The following is a 19,346-nucleotide window of genomic DNA, read 5'->3' on the forward strand; positions in this document are numbered from 1 at the left end:
TCTAAAGAAGGCACCTGAACAACATTCATTAAGATCTGCTTTCCTATTTTAACCGCAGATCTTTTTGTATATGAGCATGGAAACATACAGTGATGATTACTCTATGCTCGTGGCGCAATTCCCATCGATATGCTCACCTGAAAAAGCTCGTTTAACAAAAATGGTAGAGTCGGGCAAAGAGCCTTTCATTGTGGCCGAGTGGCTCAAACCGGGATAGAGATGCCACTCAATATGACTGCCTCGTTTGCACGCAGCAGTAACAAGCTTAATCTGTCCGGCTTTTGGTGAGTCTACATCCTGCCCACCTGTTCCCCAGAAAATAGGAATGTCTGTTTTTATGGCGGGATAATACCTGACGCTCAGGATAGCTTGTATAAGTGGTACTGGATCTTTCTTAAAACTATTTGCGCCGGTTAAGTTATCTGAAAATATCTGTTTTTCTATATCACGCAGACAGTGAGTCTGTGAAAGGCGAAAAGCCGGGATTGCTTTGTCACTCAGATAATCCTCAGGCGATAATGATGGTTTGACTAACGGTACAGTATTCACTGCTAATAAAAAGTAAGCAAGTGTATGTCTGACAGTATCGTCTCGTTTTACCATTTTCTTGATAGCGTCAGGCACACTGGTTCCCGTTGTTACAGCACCGACAATATCAAGATCAGGTGAGTAGCTTTTTGCGTATAAGGTAGCGGCAAATGTAGCTCCTCCGCCTTGCGATTGTCCAATGAGGATTGTTTTCTTTGATAGATGAAAATTGCCTTGCTGAACTGCGCGGATACTATCGAGCAGACTATAAGCTGTAGCCCGATAGTCAGAATATGGGTGCAATCCCGGAGTCCCCAATCCTTGGTAATCTGTAGAAACAATGGCGTATCCTTGTTTGAGCCAGTAGTTGAGGTAGCTAATATCACGTTTACTACGGCCTGCAAACGATGGGGCACAAATATTCGCGATACCGACAGTACCATGTGCCCAGGCTAGTAATGGCCATCCCCCTTTTGGTGGTGTTCCTTTCGGTAAAAATAGCGCGCCAGAAACCGTAATTGGAGAGTGGTTATCGATCCCATCGGTCGAACTATAGAGAATACGAATGTTTTGATCGGCATTTGACAGGCTTTGTGCAGAGTCTAATGGTTCGACACGAAGTAATTGACCGGCTTGTTCCGGTGTTTTCCCTGCCCAATTATAAAATGTGGGTAGATTACGCTCTCCGGTACTCATTGGAGTTCCGGCAAAGGCAAGCACAGGATTGATTGTTAATGAAAAAAATAACATGCTAATCAATCTTTTACTGCACAATGATATTGTTGTCATGATTTTTCGTCCCCAATTTCTTCAAATATCACTCACCTTAGCAAACTCCACTTATCTGTAGATGAAATGCTTATTTGTTTAAATCACGTATCTGTGGATGGCAACGCAGGGTTTTTGTCATTAACCTGAAATACCTTACATATGAAGTGCAAGGTATTTCAGATTTGCTAAGAGGAGTTTTAGATATCCTGAAGTCGGAGTAATGCGTCAACATCACCTGAAACAATCAGAGGCAGGTGGCGAGTTATTGTTTCTACCGGCCAGTCCCACCATGCTAATTTCTCTAGTTTGACTATGACATCAGGGGGAAAACGGGTTTTTATGATTCTAGCCGGATTACCGCCAACTATGGTATATGCCGGCACATCGGTAGTGACAACAGTACGGGAGGAAATAATCGCACCATTGCCTATTTTTACACCAGGCATAATTAACGCATCATAACCTATCCAAACATCGTTTCCGATCACGGTATCTCCCTTGATGGGAAGTTCTTCAAGGGCAGGAGTAACTTTTTCCCATCCATGACCAAAAATCTGGAAAGGGTAAGTTGAAATACCAGATAACTTATGGTTTGCACCATTCATGATAAATTGCACTCTTCTTGCTATAGCGCAAAATTTACCAATTATCAGTTTGTCGCCAATAAACGGGAAATGATATAGAACATTACGTTCAAAATTTTCAGCATCTTCCGGGTCATCGTAATAAGTGTAATCTCCAATAATAATGTTCGGATTTTTCACCGTATTTTTGATATAGCAAACTTGAGGAAAACCCTTCATTGGGTACTTGTCGTAGGGGACAGGGCCATTCACATGAACTCCTTTTTTCTCTTATATCGTTATACACTTCGCCTTTCAAGTAGCTTCTTTGTTGGCTGCGATCGTTCACCCCAGTCACTCACATAGTTATCTAGGCTCCCGAGGATTCTCTCCCTTGCCGCCGCAACGCATCTTGAAATCCATTGTGGATAGAGTATTAACTAATAAGCTCAATATCGTTTAAATTACTGTTTTGTATTGTCGATTTTCCATTAAAGAATTGAATAAGAATATCGGTCAGCACATCAGGCCGTTCTATCATAACAAGATGGTCTGATTTTTTTATTGTCGTAAATATAGAATTAGGGAAAATGGAGGCACAACGTTTAATAATTTCTGGTGGAGTAATGATATCGTATTCACCCGTTATGAATAAAGTGGCTTTGTTAAAGCCGTTTGCTTTCTCATATTCTCGTTGGTTTAAAAGGCGTTTTTGGAGATACTTATATCTTTCTGCATGATGGCGTGTTGATTCCAGTAATGTTTTCTTAACAAGTTTATATGTTGTTTCTCTGCCTAGTATGTCGACATCCGGATCAAGGCAAAGAATACTTGCAATGGTATTTTCTGTAAATTCTTCATAATTCCCTTCGGTCAGTGCCTTTAATGCTGTATCCAGCTTATCTTGAATATGAAGTGGCTGGGTGAGTGCAGTGCCAATAAATGCTGTTTTATTCACTCTTTCAGGCCATTTGTACGTAAACTCAAGCGCTGTAGCTCCGCCGTATGAAATACCGATGAGGTTTATTGTTTGTAAAGACAAGGTATCTAAAAGGTGTAGTGTGCATTCCGCCAGAAACTCAAAATTTTGATTTGGGGGAATATCGTCAGCAGAACCCGTCCCGGGAAGGTCAACAAAGATGAGAGGGCTGTCTTCTTTGAGGAGGTATTCTAGGTGAGGTAAGGAGTACATATCCTGAAAACCACCAACGATAATAAATGTTGGGACTACTTGGGGGTCACTGATGTCACCAATAACCCGAAAAGCATATTTTACTCCGTTCCATGTGATTTCCCTTCTATCATGAGGCGGAATGCGAAAACTGGAATCAATAAAAGCAGAGAGTGATTGAACATTCCTGAATCTTAGAACATCGCTCCAGTCTATTTTCTTTCCTAGCTTATCCTCAATAAAGATTTGTATTTCAACTAAAGAAATAGAATCTGCGCCAAGACTGAAAAAATCATCATAAATATCCATTGATTCAACAAGTAGCACTTCACGACATATTTCCAGTACATCATGTTCAGTCTTATTTAACTTGGTTTTTTGCAATGACTCAGTCATATCTTCCTCCTATTGTCATCTAACCAATATTATATCCTAATTTTCATTCTGTGAAATATAGGAAGTAAAATGTAGCAACTTTAAAATAAATCATTTATTAATAGTATCCACTGGGACTAATGTTAGAGTTTTTTATTTGATTAAAAATATCAATCTAAATAATATTTGATTGATATTGTCTCTATTAATTTTATTTTTCTTTTTGAAAAAGAAGATAGAAATAACTATATGTTTAATCGTCTAATCTGGCATTTTTTTATCTATATACGGTAAACTGATTCATTATTTTTATATGAGAATAAAAAAGAGAGAGCTTCATGGAGAATTCCTTCCAGAAAGCACGCTGGTTACGAGATCTACAACGTTTTTTACCACTGAAAAGTCAGTTTATTTTATCTGGTAATGTCAGGGATCTTCAGGCATATGAAATTGCTCCAGAGGTTATGACTCCACTGGGGCTGGGACAAGTGTTACAAAATACACTGTTTGATATGGGCTATACCCATATCATGACATTTAATCTTCTTTCAGGATTTACGCTAATCAATCATTCATCCCAGTCTGAAGAGCAGGGAAAAGTATTATTACAACGCATGGGATTGCCGATAAATACGAATAGTATTCCTGGTGGAATTGATTTACTAAATAGTGTACTGGAGAAATGGGTAGCGTACCCAGATGAACCAATTGCATTATGCGTGGATTTTGCTTCCTGTCTGATTTCTCAGCGTGAAAATCTTACCGCTATTGAACACCACTTATTTACCCGTGCCTTAGTTCTTTCTCATCAGGCAAAAGCCCGTCCGGCAGGCCTTCAGCGACAGCCATTTTTTAATACTATTTTCTGGGTAGTTGAAAAGGAGACTGATTTACCGGACTGGTTTCTGATTAACAATCCTCGAATACGCCATATTCCGGTCGCCAAACCTGATGGGCAAATGCGCCGAGCGCTGGCACCGACTTTATTACGTTCCTTACCGGATTTTGATCAAATATCGCATAATGAATATACCGTTTTATTAAGTGATTTTATTGATGAAACAGAAGGTCTGCTACTACTCGATTTAACTGCAATTATACAACTTGCCCGGCTTGAGAAAGTTCCGGTAACACGTATCAGCGATGCAGTCAGGCGTTATAAAGTGGGTATTACGGAAGATCCGTGGCAAAAAATTGATAAAAATAAAATCCGCAATGCTTATGACATCATACAAAAACGTGTGAAAGGTCAGAATCATGCAGTTACTCATTTACTGGATATTATTAAGCGCGCAGTAACCGGTGTTGGTAGTAGTAAAAGCGGGCGCCCTCGTGGTGTGTTGTTTCTCGCGGGTCCTACTGGTGTCGGTAAAACCGAGCTGGCAAAAACCGTGACTCAGTTATTGTTTGGTGATGAAAGTGCTTATATCCGCTTTGATATGTCTGAATTCAGTGCTGAACATGCCGATCAGCGCCTTATCGGAGCTCCCCCCGGTTATGTGGGTTATAACACGGGCGGTGAACTGACTAATGCTATTCGGGAAAAACCGTTCAGCGTTGTACTGTTTGATGAGATTGAAAAAGCACATCCGCAATTAATGGATAAATTTTTACAGATTATTGATGATGGCGTTCTGACATCAGGCCGTGGTGATCGTGTCTATTTTTCTGAGTCATTAATTATATTCACCTCAAACCTTGGCATTTATCGACTGAATAATGAAGGGGAGCGGATTGCTAACACCACCCCAGATGAACCGTTTGACACTGTGCAACAGAATATAAAACGGGAAATCGAACGTCACTTCAAATTGGTACTAAACCGCCCAGAATTACTCAACCGTATTGGTGAAAATATTATTGTTTTTGATTTTATCCGGCCGGATGTGGCAGAGCAGATTTTTAACCAAATGGTCAGTAATATTCTGCACGAGCTGGAAAAACAAGGCTTGTTCATCACAATTGCGGATACCGTAATAACCATCCTTAAATCCCATTGTCTGGCAGATTTATCTAACGGTGGAAGAGGTATTCGTAATCAGCTTGAAATCCACCTTATCAACCCGTTATCAAGGGCGGTCTTTGACCTGAATGAATGCGCGAATAAATCTTTTTGTATCGAACGGATAGAATTAGGCGAAACAGGTGAAATAACAACAGTACAACTGATACCGGTTGAGGAATCAGTCTGATGGAGATTAGTTTATCGCGCCTGCATTTTCCTGTGACCTCTCTCGGTCCGGGAAAACGTATCGGAATCTGGACACAGGGATGTAGCATTCGTTGTAAGGGATGTATGTCTCCGGATACATGGCGACCTACACAACAACGCATAGCGATTAACACTCTGATGACACAGCTTACTCCTTGGCTGACAAAAGCAGATGGCATTACCATTTCCGGTGGTGAACCCTTTGATCAGCCAGAGGCACTTTATGCGTTATTAAAATCGTTACGCCGTCACTTTTCTGGCGATATTCTGGTTTTCAGTGGCTACGAATACCGCATATTAAAAACAAGGTTACAGACTATGGTCGGCTTAATTGATGTGTTGGTTTCCGGTCCTTATCGGCAGGAAGCAACACAGGCTTTGCGTTTGCGTGGTAGTGACAATCAGGAATTGCATCTTTTAACGCCATTAGGCCGGCAGCTTTATCACTCTTATCATCTGCCATTAGAAAAAACGGATAAAGTTTTGGATCTCGCTTTGGATGCTCAAGGCCGGGTATTTATTGCCGGCATTCCGAAAAAAGGAGATATGGAACGATTCAGGGATCTGCTTATCCAAGGGGATCATCAGGTAACACAGATTAAAAAATAGAATAACAACAGGTATGTTATGGTAATGATGCGTTTTTGCCCCCATTGTAAGACAGAGCGGCCCCTGACCGAAATTTTCTGTGAAGGATATATCAGTACACAGTCATGTGGATGGGACTTATCTGCTGAACCTATCCATAAATCAGGCTGGCGTCCACAATTACCAGAGTCAATATCCACTGATATAACAACAATACCTACAGAGGCAAGGCTTCAGGAGCAGGTTTACGTTTGTGTGAACGGTCATCCAATGGAAGAGGATGATCTTATTTGCCTGCAATGTGGTGGGGATGCAGCGGAATTCTCTGTGGAAGACAATGTTGATCAGGATACTCTTTTTTTATCAGCAGAAGCACTAATAGAATCAGCATTTACAGAACCAACATCAAATAACCTGATGTCCGTCGGAAACTGGCTAGTAGGTGAACGGATAAATAACAAGGGTAATTACCGTGAGCGCTATCATGTAACTCATCAGGACACTGGCAGACAGGGCGTTTTAACACTTTATCAGCAGGGAGAAGAACCAGACCTGTCTGTTTATGATGTGTACCGGATTTTACCAAACAATCATGTTCCTGAGTTACTGGAAACCGGCCGTCAATACGACAGGTCATGGCATGTGACAGAATATATTCCCGGTGGTTCGCTGGAAGATTTTATTGCGCTGGGAAATGAATGGCTACAGGAAGAAATTCCTCAACTTATTCTGGAAATAGGGCAGGCGCTGAATGCCTTTTCGGAGCGTGGTTTACGTCATCGTAATCTTAAGCCTTCCCATCTAATGATCCGCCAGCGTTCGCCATTGGATATTGTAGCTATAGAGTTTGGTTCAGCCTGTTTGTCCGAGTTCGAGCTTGATATTGTTTCACCGTTGGATATCAGCCGATACAGTGCACCGGAAACCTTAGCTGGTGGAGTGTCTGCCGCTTCCGACTGGTGGAGTATGGGTATTATTCTACTCGAACAAATCACTCGTGGACGCTGTTTTGAGCAGGTTCATACTAATGCCTTTTTAATTCAAGTAATGGCACATGGGATCACTATTCCTGATGATCTGGATGAAAATATCCGTATTCTTTTGCTCGGATTATTAGCCCGCGATCGTACACAACGTTGGCAATGGCCTGAGGTGTCTGCATGGCTGGATGGTCGGCCTATGGCTGCTCCTGCTGAGATAAATCAGCAACTACCGCAGCACGGACAACAAATTATTCTGGCCGGTCAGGAATATAATCAGCCTGCTCAATTTGCTCTAAAAGCGGCAGAGGCGGTGCAATGGAATGAGGCATTATCTCTATTATTACGCGGAGAACTCATTTCATGGCTTGCCGGAATGAGTCACTATGAATCAATTCATACGCAGCTGCGTCTTTTCCTTGATACTCAGGATATTGATGATAATTTCCGTCTGACGTTGACTTTAAAAGTACTAAATCCGGATATACCGTTTATTTACTGTGGTGAGATAATTACGCCTTCTTGGTTATTAGAACATGCAGATATTGGCTACAAATTAATTAATGACCCGCTGTCACAGTTGTTACGCCAAATTGAACCTGAACACTGGCTGGTACAACTTAACCATCGTCAACGACAGGTTTACAGTCGGGCAGAGAAGCTTGAAATCAACCTGAATGAAAATTCATTGAGAGTTTATCTGCTTATTACCTCTCATAGTCAGCTAATTACCCGTTGGCGGGCACACTACCAGTTATTCCCCGATACACACCATAGTGGTTTACGAACCCTGATTGATCAGCAAAACTTAAAGGATGAAGACCTTATTCTATTATTGAGTGCTGATATTGGTCAGTTTATTGCACGTCAGACATTACTGGATCAGGCCGCTAAACTTGCGAAGCGTTATCATATTAGTACGTTTGATCGTATACAGGCAGATGCGTTATTACAGTTACCCCGATTAACACTCCATCAGCAGGTAAAAGAACGAATCGGTGATTTTTGTTGTTGCGGGATTACGGACATTGACGATTGGGCAGAGCAATTTTTATTGACCCAGCGTTTGTCACTTGAGCAATTTATTGTGATGTTGTCTGTTCCGGCAGAGCAATGGTTTGTGCCAGAAAAACAGCGTTACATTCAGCACGTCATGCAGTTTTTTACCCGGAAAATCACTGCAAGTACTCAACGGGGTAATTTGGTTCGTATGCGCCTGACCCCATCGGCAGGTCGGGTTGATATGACAGAACTAAATGGAGTTAAAAAAAGTGCTCTGGATTTGTTACAGCATCTAATTAACCGCCCTAAAAATACTATCGCAATCGATAGTCAAACTTTACTGCAAATGCCTAAAGTTAACGACAGGTTGCGGATATTGCAGATGAAAAGCGAGTTATACCATCGTGACACGGGTATAAACGGTATGTATCTGGGATTTCCTTTTCTACTTATTCATACCCGACCGTCACAAATGAAGCCCCGTATAGCACCGCTGTTTCTCTGGCCTGTTAATTTAGTCATGAATACCGGAATGCGCGGTATTGCCCGTTTACAGTTTGATAATGAACGTGGAGCAGTCAAACTTAATCCGGCATTAGCCAGCCTGAATGATATTCCGCCGGTAAAAGAGTGGCAGACGATTTTAGAACAGTTGATCGGATATGCTGGCTTGACTGTTGATGGAGTCATGGAGAAGCTCTCTACTATCATGCCGGTATCAGTAAAAGACTTATCAGCACTACCATCAGATGCGGAAATAGCGGAAAACAGTGCATCATTATGTTGCTCGGCTGTTTTGTTCCATGCATCGTTTATCGGACAGACTATAGGTGAAGATCTACAACAAATAGCCGGATTGCCTATTGATCACACAGCACTGGAAAAAGCACTGGGGCTGGTGGAGGCTGAAATATCAGAACCTTTTCCACTGAAAGCAGCTGAACGTTATTTTGTTAGTGCAACAGATCCCTCACAGGAAACAGTGATATCGGCAGCACGCCAGAACAAGGGGTTATTGGTTGAAGGACCGCCGGGAACGGGGAAAAGCCAGACCATCGTAAATTTGATTGCAGATACTATCGGTCAACAGAAAACGGCACTGGTGATTTGTCAGAAACCAGCAGCGTTGGAAGTTGTGTATAAACGTTTGATAGCCTGCGGCCTGATTAATCGTATTGTGCATGTGCGTCAAGCGCAGAAAGGGCGGGATGTAATTCAATCAGTACGTGAACAGATAGACTCTCTGTTTATGCTGAAGAAAACCGGCGATCAAATAATGAATTGGGAGTATAAACGTGACCTTATTGCTAAGCGTATAAATACACATGAAACTCAGTTAGATAACTATTACAACGGATTGTACCAGTATCATGAGGCGGCAGGATGTTCTTATCGTCAATTGTTGGCATCTCTGATTGCTTTGCGCGATAAGCATAATACAGCAGCAGTTTGTCTCGATTTACCGCAGATTTTACCAAAACTACAGCTGTTCTTCCGTTCATCAGAGCCAATTGAAATAGCTAAAATCATTGATGATATCGTTCAGGCTGCTCCGCTCTGGCTGGCTGCAAATTATGAAAACAGTCCATTTTCACAATTATGTTATTTCTCTTCGGATGAGCTTAGCCTTCAGCAATTTAACCGGGTTTTAGCCGGGTTTATACAGGCCGAAACGGCACGTGAACAAACCCTGACACTACCTTATACACAGATAACTCTTGAGAAACTGTCTGATCATCAGGTTGCCTTGGATGCCTGTAAAACAGCTTTCTCTTTGTTATCTACTCTGGAGTGGAAGCAGTTTTCCCGCTGGCTGCCGTTATTTTGCGATGAAAAAGGACAGCGGTTACGTGGTCAGCAGATTATTAGTCAGTTGGAAGTTCTGATAGAGCAGCTACAGCAGATAGATAACTCCTTGTGCGACCCTCGTTTCTTTAATCTTTTGGCACAAAGTGAAAGCCGGCTGCTGATGCAATTGTCACTGGCGCTAAAAGAGAAACAACTTACTTCATTCTGGTTGCATCTGAATCCGTTTTATTATAACCGTCAGCGCAAACTCAACTCATTTACTGCCACTCATGGGATCGAAAATAATCCGGCACAGCATAGCGCACTTCATCATTCCATTAAAGCTGAACAGGCTAGGCGCCTTATTCGTGATGAACTGAACCAGTTACATCTGCAACTTGAATTAGAAGCGCTTTCTGATTCTGATATCTTTTTATTACTTCAGCAGTCGATAAATACAACTGAAACTCTTCGCCAGATTGCTGAATTGGCGCAATTAGTGGTTAATTATCCGCAACCTGTTCATTTATTCGGTGCGATATGTCATCAAGAGCAGCTCGGTTTTTTACAGCAGAGTTTTGAGATTGAAGCCGCAATTACACGCGTTCAGGCAAAGGAAAAAAGTCGGAATGCACTTGGTTTGTTGGAACCATATCTGACCATTCAGACACAACAACGCTTTTCCAGCGCGATTGAACACCAAGCATCCATTAATCATTATCTTATTGCGTTACAGACTGCACTGCCGACATTAAAACCTTATCTGGAGTACAGTTTACTTTCTACTGATTTCAGTGAAATTCACCGGGAGATTTTGGCTCTCTTACGCCCTTATGCTGATGCATTTTCTCAGTTCAGCGACACAGAACTCCTTCACACAATTGAACAAACGCTTAAACACCACTATTACCTGGCCCTGAAAACATTATTTGAGAGCAGAACGCCGGCTTTATCTACTGAGCCAGATGTTTTGAATAACAACTCACAGCAACTGGAAAAAGAATTAGCGGAGCTTCAGACGCTAAACCGTGAATCACTCAATAAAGGATTAGAGTATCAGCAAATCAGCCCACGCAGCGTGTGGGAAGAAATTACACGTTTAACCGGAAAACGAGCCAGAAGATTACGGGAGTTTATCGAAGAAGGAGAAACACTCGGTTTGATGCGTCTTCGCCCGATATGGCTGATGACTCCGGATATTGCCAGTCAGATTTTACCACTCAGACCCGGTTTTTTTGATACGGTTATTTACGATGAGGCATCACAAATGCCGATAGAGTATGCGTTACCAACGCTATATCGTAGTAAGCAAATGATAGTTAGTGGCGATGATAAACAGATGCCGCCTTCCAGTTTTTTTAGCGGATCAATAAATAATGGTCTGGAAGACGGGGAAGAAAATGATTCCCCAGAGCAGCAACAGAAAAAGAGTGATAACGAGTGGGATTATCGACAACTTGTCGAGTGTCCGGATTTATTGCATCTGGCACGCACAGTGCTGCCGGTTTATACACTCGACATCCACTATCGTTCTGCTTACCGCGATTTAATTAATTTCTCCAACCATGCTTTTTATGAAAAACGCCTGAATATTCCGGCACAGCATTCAGAAACAGTACTCAGCAAGATAAAACCCCTGTCACTGGAGATGGTCAATGGAACATACCATAATCAGACCAATCCTGAAGAAGCAAAAGCCATCATAATACGTCTGTCTGAAATATGGCGGATACCATTTGAAAACCGGCCGTCTGTCGGGATTGTCACTTTTAATCAAAAACAAGCCCAGTTAATACATCAGTTATTGATAGAACTGACTGAAACAGATACAAATTTTTGTCAGGCTTATATACAAGAAATGCAACGGCAGGAACAGGGTGAAGATATGGCTCTGTTTGTAAAAAATGTTGAAAACGTACAGGGCGATGAACGGGATGTGATTTTATTTTCCACGACATTCGGACGTAATAAACAAGGTACTTTTCGGCGTAATTTCGGTGTGTTAGGGCAAACAGGTGGTGAACGCAGGCTCAATGTGGCGATTACCCGAGCCAGAAAACAAGTAGTTATTTTCTCATCGATGCCTCTGGATGAAATATCTGATTTGTTTGCAAGCTATCGCAAACCTGAAATTCCCCGGAATTTTTTGCAGGGATATTTAATGTTCTCCCGTAACCTGTCTATCGGACAAAATGAACAGAATCAGGCATTACTTAATAAAATGTGTCTTACTGATACAGGATTTAATGACCATAACCAGATGAGTGATGGCTTTGTGCAGTCCGTAATAGATTTTGTACAAAATCAAGGATGGCAGATAGCTAACGTGCAACAAGCCGGTGTGTTCTATTTTGATTGCATTATTGAAGATACACAAAGTGGAAAATATATCATTGGTCTGGAATGTGATATGCCGAATCACACGTTATTACAACAGGCAAGGGCGCGTGAAGTATGGCGTCCAACTGTATTAAAGAACGTTGTACCGGCCAGCTACCGTATCTCTATTGTGGAATGGTTCCATCAACCGGATATAGCACAACAGAAATTGGTTACAGCAATTACACAGGCCTTCTCAGCCCAGCATATGAATAATTTATAAATAAGACAGGTATTGTTATGAGTTCATCTCTGCACAGAATAAAGGTAAGAAAACAACATTTTATTGCTTGTCAGCGTTCACATGCTCGATTAAAGAAATATTATCAACGCTTGCAGCAAATCAGTCGGTCACTTTCTCATATTGATGAGACACGAAATCAACCATTCTTTCTGGTATTTCAGGCATTAAATACGCGGATGGAAAAGGGGATTACTATGTCCCCCAATGAAATTGATACCCTGCAAAATAATATTGAGAAATTTACACAGGATATTCAAGGTGAGATAACTCTACTTGAGGCAGAATTGCTGGAAGAACAGGAGAGGGAAGTAAGGGCAAGTTATCATCGTAGTAAGAATCTGAAATTTGTAACTGACCTTCTTGACAATAAGTTACCGGACAGTCAACCGTCATTAGATACGGCATTAATTCATTCATTCCAGAATGATGCAGAGTCAACGAGTGATTCACTTTATCAGGCACCAATAACGTTGTCTCCTCAGACAATAGCTCAGTTTGAGCAGATAGAAGCTATGATAATTAGGTTGGGTATTCTTGATAACCAGCAGGATCTCACATCGTATCAGACCCAATATCAGAAGATTTTATTACTCAATGATAAAGCGCAAAGACAGCTCAAAGCCGATTCCCTGATTTTTGAACTGGCAACCGAAATCAGACAGATACAACATTTGCAGAACCTTCGCGTTCAACTAGCTGTCACTATTGCTGAACTGGAAAGTCTGGAAGATGAAGAGGCCGTGATGATTGCTCATGAAGCTGGCAATCTAGTACAGCAAGGTTCACTTGCTGAAATAACAAATCATCTTGCATCGGTAAATGATGCCATTACTCGGATAGAACAACGTATTACTGCAGCTGAACGTCGTAATGTTGTTCTGGCAGGGTTACGCGAGTTGGGGTATCAGATAAACGAAAATGAGGTTAATGCATGGTTGACTGATGGTCAGGTGGTTATCTCGCATCCGTTAACACCGGATTATGGTTTAGAGCTTGGTGCTGGTGGTGAAGAAAGTACTCGTTTTCAGGTCAGGACAGTCGCATTTTCAGCAGAAAGAGATACTACACGTGATAGGGATATTGATGCTATCTGGTGTCAGCAACACCATCAGCTACAAGAAAATCTGGCAAAAGCAGGTGCGGAACTGACCATTGATAGAGCATTACCTCCCGGTAGCGGGAAAATGAAAGTCAGAGAACCGCATAATGTTAGCCGGCAGCAGCGTGTAGTGAACCATAGGAAGAAGGCGAAGATGAATCAGAAGTAATAACTCATAAATGCAACACGTTACGTTAATCAACCTATCTTAAATAAACAGTAAAAGAGAATAGTAATGTAGCTATATTTCGGAGAAAAACGAGTGACTGATAATAATCCAAATAAAGATTTTATAATCAGAAATATAAATGAAATTGAGCTGGATAATTTTGAACGTTCTCCATTGTATGCTTCTCATGGAGGTTCTCTCACAGAGGGGACTCAGGCTTCTAAACTGGGCGCTTCTGTTGACTGCGTTCCTCCCGGAAAACGCGCAGTGCCATATCATTTCCATTATTCACAAGAAGAAATGTTCATTGTTATCAAAGGATCTGGAACACTTCGTATTGCTGGTGACATGATACCGATAAAAGAAGGAGATGTTATCTGCATCCCACCGGGAGATAAATATCCACATCAGATTATCAATACATCCAATGAAATGCTGCGTTATGTTTCCATCAGTACAATGGAAAGTCCTGAAATCTGCGAATACCCCGATTCAAATAAATACTTAGCAAAATCTGATGTAAATGGGATGAAGAAATTCAGTGCCATGAATTTTATGGGCGAGAGTGTTGATTATTGGGAGAATGAGCCATAAAAAATCTGTAGTAGTAGGATGACAATGAATTATCGCCATGGGAATTGACTCACCATGGCGCATATATACACCTTACTTATCAACCGTGAAAGGTTACGCTTTCATTAACGGGAATGCGTTTCATACGAACATGGTGAGTAGGAGCGTTTGGGTCAGCATATCTTCTATGGAAGATTTATTTCTGATCAAACTTACTATCTGGTTGCCAGCCCGGAATATATCGAGAAATATGGAGCGCCAGCAAAACTTGAGGATTTGAGTAAACATCGTCTTTTAGCCTACAAAGGTGTTATGGGTACGCAGCGTTGGCTATTCACGCGTGGAGAGGAAAGGGTACAAATGACCCCCGAAACTCGAATAGTTTCAGATAACGCTGAACTATTAACGCGAGCGGCTGAAGATGGTGCAGGAATTATTCTATTTCCTGACTGGCAGATAGGGGAGTTAATGAAACAAAAAAAGCTGGTGGAGATAAAAATAGATTTTGATGTTTCAACGGGTGCCTCTGAGCAATCCATATATATGCTGTATCCGGGAGGAAAATACCCATCTTTAAATACAAGAGCTGTTATCGATTTCTTTCTCGATAAATTTGGAACACCTCCATATTGGAAATACACGCCTGTCTGATGAATGTATTTATGAAATTTTAACTTTGGAAAACGTATGAGCTGGTATTGTCAGAATCAATTTGAAGTACGTCTGGAATGGGGATTACACGCCGCTGAAAATCTGGCGCAATATGTTGATTGTGTAGTTATTGTTGATGTTATGTCGTTCTCAACCTGTGTCAGTATAGCAAACGACAATAATGCTTATGTTTATCCTTACTCGTGGAAAGATGAGACAGCTATTCAGTATGCGAGAAATTTAGGGGCACTTTCTGCCAGTTTCAACAGAAAATGTGCTGACAGTCAATTCAGCCTTTCACCAGTTTCTCTTCAGGCAATTCCTGAAGGTACTAAATTGGTTTTACCATCACCTAATGGTTCATCAATTTCATTCAAAGCAAAAGATTATGGTGTGACGGTTTTTAGTGGTTGCTTCAGGAACATAACTGCGTGTGCAAGAGCTTGTGAGGGTTTTAAGCGTATTCTCGTTATCCCGAGCGGAGAACGTTGGCCTGATGGGAGTATCCGTTTTTCTATTGAAGACTATATTGCTGCTGGTGGAATTATTGCGTCTCTTGGTGATCGTAAATTATCCCCTGAAGCATACGCTGCCGTTGCTGTCTATAAACAACAGCAGCATGGTTTAGCATCACTTTATAACTGTTCATCTGCACTTGAGCTGAAGGAAAGAGGGTTTGAAACTGATGTTAATCTATGCCTTGAGATTGATGTGAGTGTAAATGCTAATCGTCTTTATGATAATTTTTATATGGCCGTATAAGTAATCCATATATTGAATGACGTTAAAAATCAAAAAAATGGCTTAGAAAATGATATGTGACCAGTGTAGTAATAATTGCATACATGGGTTCGATCCATTTCCATTTTTTATTAAGAATTTTCAGAAGGACACACCAAAATACTAGTATCACAAAATAAGTCATAGAAAATGCCATAATTTAATTCCATAACAGAAGATGTATGTTGTTTTTATTCATTAATTTTTCTATCAAAACAAGGAGAGAATCGAGCCTTTATGGGCATTCGCTCCTTAATTCTTGCCATATTAACGCTAATATCTTCCTCAGTTACCTGATAATCGTTCCATAAATGGTGATAAACACTGACACCCTCTGGCCATATATTTACGACGGAAAAGCCTCGATTCAAACATTCCTGGTGTATAGCTTCATATCTTTTCTTCAAAAAGAACAGCTTATCTCTAAAAAAAATCACATGTCCTTTTCCTAGTAGGTATTTTTCCGATGTACTCAAGGTCACATTACCTTTCCTCCTAACTATCTCATTGGGAATTCGGGTTAATTCTCTATGTTCGGCAAGCAAGTGTTGATCACACAATTCACTTGGCGGGATAAGATTTATTCTGGTCATAATTTTTAATCACAAAATCGCTAAATGTTATTTTTTAAATTAGATAGAGTTTGGGAGGTAAAAGCTTTCTGTAGCCGTAGGTCTTAAACGCCTTACTATCTCACCGAGAGAGAACCTTTAAAAGACTTTGGCATGATGCAGAAATGTGGATTTTTGAAGTAGATCTCAAAAATGGCTCATAAGGCATGGAAGGGGACTGATACCGGAAACCGACGCGTAAATATTGATATTTCGCTTACCATCGAAGCATCACAATACCTTCCCCTATATTATTTCCCATGCTTTGTATGGCTATTAATCTGAAAAAGGAAAATACTCGTATGTATGATATTCATGTTGTTCTCAGTAATACTCCCGGTGCTCTTGCTTTGCTCGGTTCTTTGCTTGGTAAAAATGGAGTTAGCCTGGAGGGTGGTGGGGTTTTTACGATTGGCAATGAAAGCCACGCACATTTTTTAGTTGAAGATGGAGAGCTGGCCCGTCAGGTTCTGATAGCTGCTGATTTAGATGTACGTGATGTAGTTAAGCCTTTAATCAGAAAACTAAATCAGGAACGGTCTGGTGAATTGGGTAAAGTAGCTGATGCTATTGCACGAGCCGGTATCAATATAATTGCCCAATACAGTGACCACAATAACCGCTTAATTCTTCTTACTGAGAATAACGAACTTGCTGCAAATGCCACCATTAAATGGGATGTTTTCCAGGAATGAAAAATAAAAGCCATTAAGCCATATAAACGAATAAACCGACTAAACTGTAAAACATTCAATTCATCGTGGATTTGGTTGAATAAAAAGGCTTTATCATTCCGAAAAATTTTACAAAGTGGAGTATATGATGGCTGAACAGCAGCTTAAATTTGATGAAGTGATTGAAACGCTGCCATTGCACAGTTGGTCGGAAAATGCACCTCATTCAGTACAGCAGAATGCACTTACTTCTCTGGAACTGGGTAAGGTTCTTTATCTGCCAGAACTAAGTTTCTCTTTGATGCCAGAAGAACAGAAGCTGCTCAGAGAAGACGCGGTCAAAGCAGGGCGTAAGAATATCAGCTATCGCCCGGATGAACATAAAATAGCAGGAGTAGCGTTGCAGTCTGATGAAGAACTGGTGCATGTGCTGATGCAACGTTATTATGAACACTGTCAGCAATTGATTGAGCATCTGCTGCCAATATATACAGAAGTACTGCATACACCAGTCAATTCGCTGCGGGTTCATCCGGTAACCACATGGAAAACAGGTAACTCCTGGCGTAAAGACGATAGTCGGTTACATGTAGATGCATTTCCTTCCAGACCGATTCAGGGCCAGCGTATTCTTCGCATATTTACTAACATTAACCCAGCTGGCGAACCGAGGGTATGGCGAGTTGGTGATAAATTCCCTCAGATAGCCGATCAATTCCTTCCTGCGACCCGTAGTTATTCCCGTATTAATAGCTGGTTACAGCACAAACTGGGGATAACCAAAAGCCGCCGTACCCATTATGATCATTTGATGCTCGGGCTGCATGATGCGATGAAAGCCAACCAGCAATATCAGCAGCAGGGTGCTCAGTTAGAAGTTCAATTTCCTGCTGGTAGTACCTGGATTTGTTACTCAGATCAAACTCCCCATGCCGCGATGTCAGGGCAATTTATGCTGGAGCAGACTTATCTATTGCCAATATTTAAAATGGCTTCGCCAGAAAATTCGCCACTAAAAGTGTTGGAAAATAAACTCGATAAAGTGCTGCTGTAAATAATTTGGCCGGGCTAAATACTGGTCGTTTTTTGTTAAACCCCGGCCATTACTCATAATTAATACTCAATTTGCATATATGGAGTAAGGCATTATATTAAATTGGTGTAATTAAATAGGATGCCACCAATTTATAAAAAATGACACTATTATTCGAGTAATAACCAGTGATGAACCTGTTTAAGTATCGCATTTATCATATCAGGCTCTTTAATAGCTAACAGGATTGCAATGACAATTCCCACCATAACACCTGCTAAAAACCACATTATATTGTACTTACATTCTCCTTTTTGTTTATACTGGCTGTCATACCATTTTTTTCGGCCTCGGAATTCTTTAGGGTTGTAGTAGTAGTCTTTTTTAGCTGAATTTGTCATAGAGTCTTTAAACTTCCCCGTATTATTGCCCGTTATTTGTTCAGTTGTGTAATGAAATTGAATCAGACTAGCTGTAAATTTTTACTGTCCGACCATGATGTTTTTCTTTGTTAAGTGGAATGTATTTTCCTATAAAAGCAGTGTCAGACATTAATGTATTTTTTGATGGTTTTGCAACTGTGCGTTGATTAGGTAAAAATTTAGGGATTGAAAAGACGTAATAAATGAAGGGGAGGTTGGTGTTGTCTATTGACTGTTGATAATTAGGAGGAAATGCCAGAGTCTACGCAGGTTTGCTTAAAAAGATTTAGGTTTAGATACGCCACAGTTTCGTTTGTGTAATGGGATAAAATAAGGCCGGAAAATCCGACCTTACTAATACTCGTAATCTTATTGATCTGCTGCTGGGCCACAGCCGCCAATGATCTTGGAGATAGATACTGCCGGATGCAGCAGGTAATCATAGCTACAATTATTTTTTTTATTTTCCACACGACCAGTACATGCAGTCAATGTTGCCAAAACAGTCCCTACTAATACAATTTTAATTAATTTTTCCATAATATTTAATAACACCTTGTCTTTTTTAGTTCCTATGAAAATTAAGCTAAATTAAATCATTAGCTTAATTAGGTTATATTAAACCCATAATAATTTCAAGTATTATTGTCATCATAAATGGATGGTTTAGCATATTAAAAATATGAAATTAGGGGTTAATAAGAAAAGTTAGCCTATAAAACTAACACTATTT

The 19,346-nt window shown here is 40.8% G+C and carries 15 protein-coding genes; 9 read left to right on the plus strand and 6 right to left on the minus strand.

The window, feature by feature from the left end:
* Nucleotides 1–96: 96 nt before the first annotated feature.
* From AACX38_RS04115 to AACX38_RS04125, 3 genes are all read right to left on the minus strand, one after another.
* Nucleotides 97–1,278, minus strand: coding sequence for a lipase family protein (locus AACX38_RS04115; RefSeq protein ID WP_228863598.1), 1,182 nt, complete (start codon nt 1,276–1,278; stop codon nt 97–99).
* A gap of 218 nt (nt 1,279–1,496) precedes the next feature.
* Complete coding sequence (locus AACX38_RS04120; protein ID WP_228863599.1) at nt 1,497–2,135, minus strand: Vat family streptogramin A O-acetyltransferase; 639 nt, start codon at nt 2,133–2,135, stop codon at nt 1,497–1,499.
* A gap of 163 nt (nt 2,136–2,298) precedes the next feature.
* Nucleotides 2,299–3,429, minus strand: coding sequence for an alpha/beta fold hydrolase (locus AACX38_RS04125; RefSeq protein WP_228863600.1), 1,131 nt, complete (start codon nt 3,427–3,429; stop codon nt 2,299–2,301).
* Nucleotides 3,430–3,746: 317 nt separating this feature from the next.
* Here AACX38_RS04125 and AACX38_RS04130 point away from each other — a divergent pair, with 317 nt between their 5' ends.
* The 7 genes from AACX38_RS04130 (at nt 3,747) to AACX38_RS04160 (ending at nt 15,855) form a co-directional block, all read left to right on the plus strand.
* On the plus strand, nt 3,747–5,600 hold the full coding sequence (locus AACX38_RS04130; protein WP_228863601.1) for an AAA family ATPase: 1,854 nt from the start codon (nt 3,747–3,749) through the stop codon (nt 5,598–5,600).
* Nucleotides 5,600–6,229 carry a 4Fe-4S single cluster domain-containing protein gene (locus AACX38_RS04135; RefSeq protein WP_228863602.1) on the plus strand — a complete coding sequence of 210 codons (630 nt, stop codon included), beginning with the start codon at nt 5,600–5,602 and terminating at the stop codon, nt 6,227–6,229. The genes AACX38_RS04130 and AACX38_RS04135 overlap by 1 nt, the downstream gene beginning before the upstream one ends.
* An 18-nt stretch (nt 6,230–6,247) precedes the next feature.
* Nucleotides 6,248–12,580, plus strand: a complete 6,333-nt coding sequence (locus AACX38_RS04140; protein WP_228863603.1) for an AAA domain-containing protein — start codon at nt 6,248–6,250, stop codon at nt 12,578–12,580.
* A gap of 17 nt (nt 12,581–12,597) precedes the next feature.
* Nucleotides 12,598–13,869 (plus strand): hypothetical protein, encoded by a 1,272-nt coding sequence (locus AACX38_RS04145; protein ID WP_228863604.1) that lies wholly within the window; start codon nt 12,598–12,600, stop codon nt 13,867–13,869.
* Between the two features lie 93 nt (nt 13,870–13,962).
* Entirely contained in the window at nt 13,963–14,463 is a 501-nt protein-coding gene (locus AACX38_RS04150; protein ID WP_228863605.1) for a cupin domain-containing protein, read from the plus strand.
* Between the two features lie 147 nt (nt 14,464–14,610).
* On the plus strand, nt 14,611–15,093 hold the full coding sequence (locus tag AACX38_RS04155) for a substrate binding domain-containing protein (RefSeq protein WP_228863606.1): 483 nt from the start codon (nt 14,611–14,613) through the stop codon (nt 15,091–15,093).
* A gap of 36 nt (nt 15,094–15,129) precedes the next feature.
* Nucleotides 15,130–15,855, plus strand: a complete 726-nt coding sequence (locus AACX38_RS04160; protein WP_228863607.1) for a 2-phosphosulfolactate phosphatase — start codon at nt 15,130–15,132, stop codon at nt 15,853–15,855.
* Nucleotides 15,856–16,064: 209 nt separating this feature from the next.
* On the opposite strand, the gene AACX38_RS04165 is transcribed toward AACX38_RS04160, so the two are convergent.
* Nucleotides 16,065–16,466: a pyrimidine dimer DNA glycosylase/endonuclease V gene (locus tag AACX38_RS04165; RefSeq protein ID WP_228863608.1), complete on the minus strand. Its 402-nt coding sequence runs from the start codon at nt 16,464–16,466 to the stop codon at nt 16,065–16,067.
* 320 nt (nt 16,467–16,786) lie between these two features.
* Between AACX38_RS04165 and AACX38_RS04170 the strand changes: the two genes are divergently transcribed.
* Nucleotides 16,787–17,179 carry an amino acid-binding protein gene (locus tag AACX38_RS04170; protein ID WP_228863609.1) on the plus strand — a complete coding sequence of 131 codons (393 nt, stop codon included), beginning with the start codon at nt 16,787–16,789 and terminating at the stop codon, nt 17,177–17,179.
* Nucleotides 17,180–17,306: 127 nt separating this feature from the next.
* Nucleotides 17,307–18,212, plus strand: a complete 906-nt coding sequence (locus AACX38_RS04175; protein ID WP_228863610.1) for a Kdo hydroxylase family protein — start codon at nt 17,307–17,309, stop codon at nt 18,210–18,212.
* Between the two features lie 149 nt (nt 18,213–18,361).
* Here AACX38_RS04175 and AACX38_RS04180 read toward each other — a convergent pair whose 3' ends face one another.
* A complete protein-coding gene (locus AACX38_RS04180; protein WP_228863611.1) occupies nt 18,362–18,592 on the minus strand; it encodes a hypothetical protein in 231 nt (76 codons plus the stop codon).
* Between the two features lie 390 nt (nt 18,593–18,982).
* Entirely contained in the window at nt 18,983–19,153 is a 171-nt protein-coding gene (locus AACX38_RS04185; RefSeq protein WP_099110242.1) for a YhfL family protein, read from the minus strand.
* Between the last annotated feature and the right edge of the window lie 193 nt (nt 19,154–19,346).

The sequence above is a fragment of the Xenorhabdus sp. PB30.3 genome (genome assembly GCF_963895965.1).
Classification (GTDB): Bacteria; Pseudomonadota; Gammaproteobacteria; order Enterobacterales; family Enterobacteriaceae; genus Xenorhabdus; species Xenorhabdus stockiae.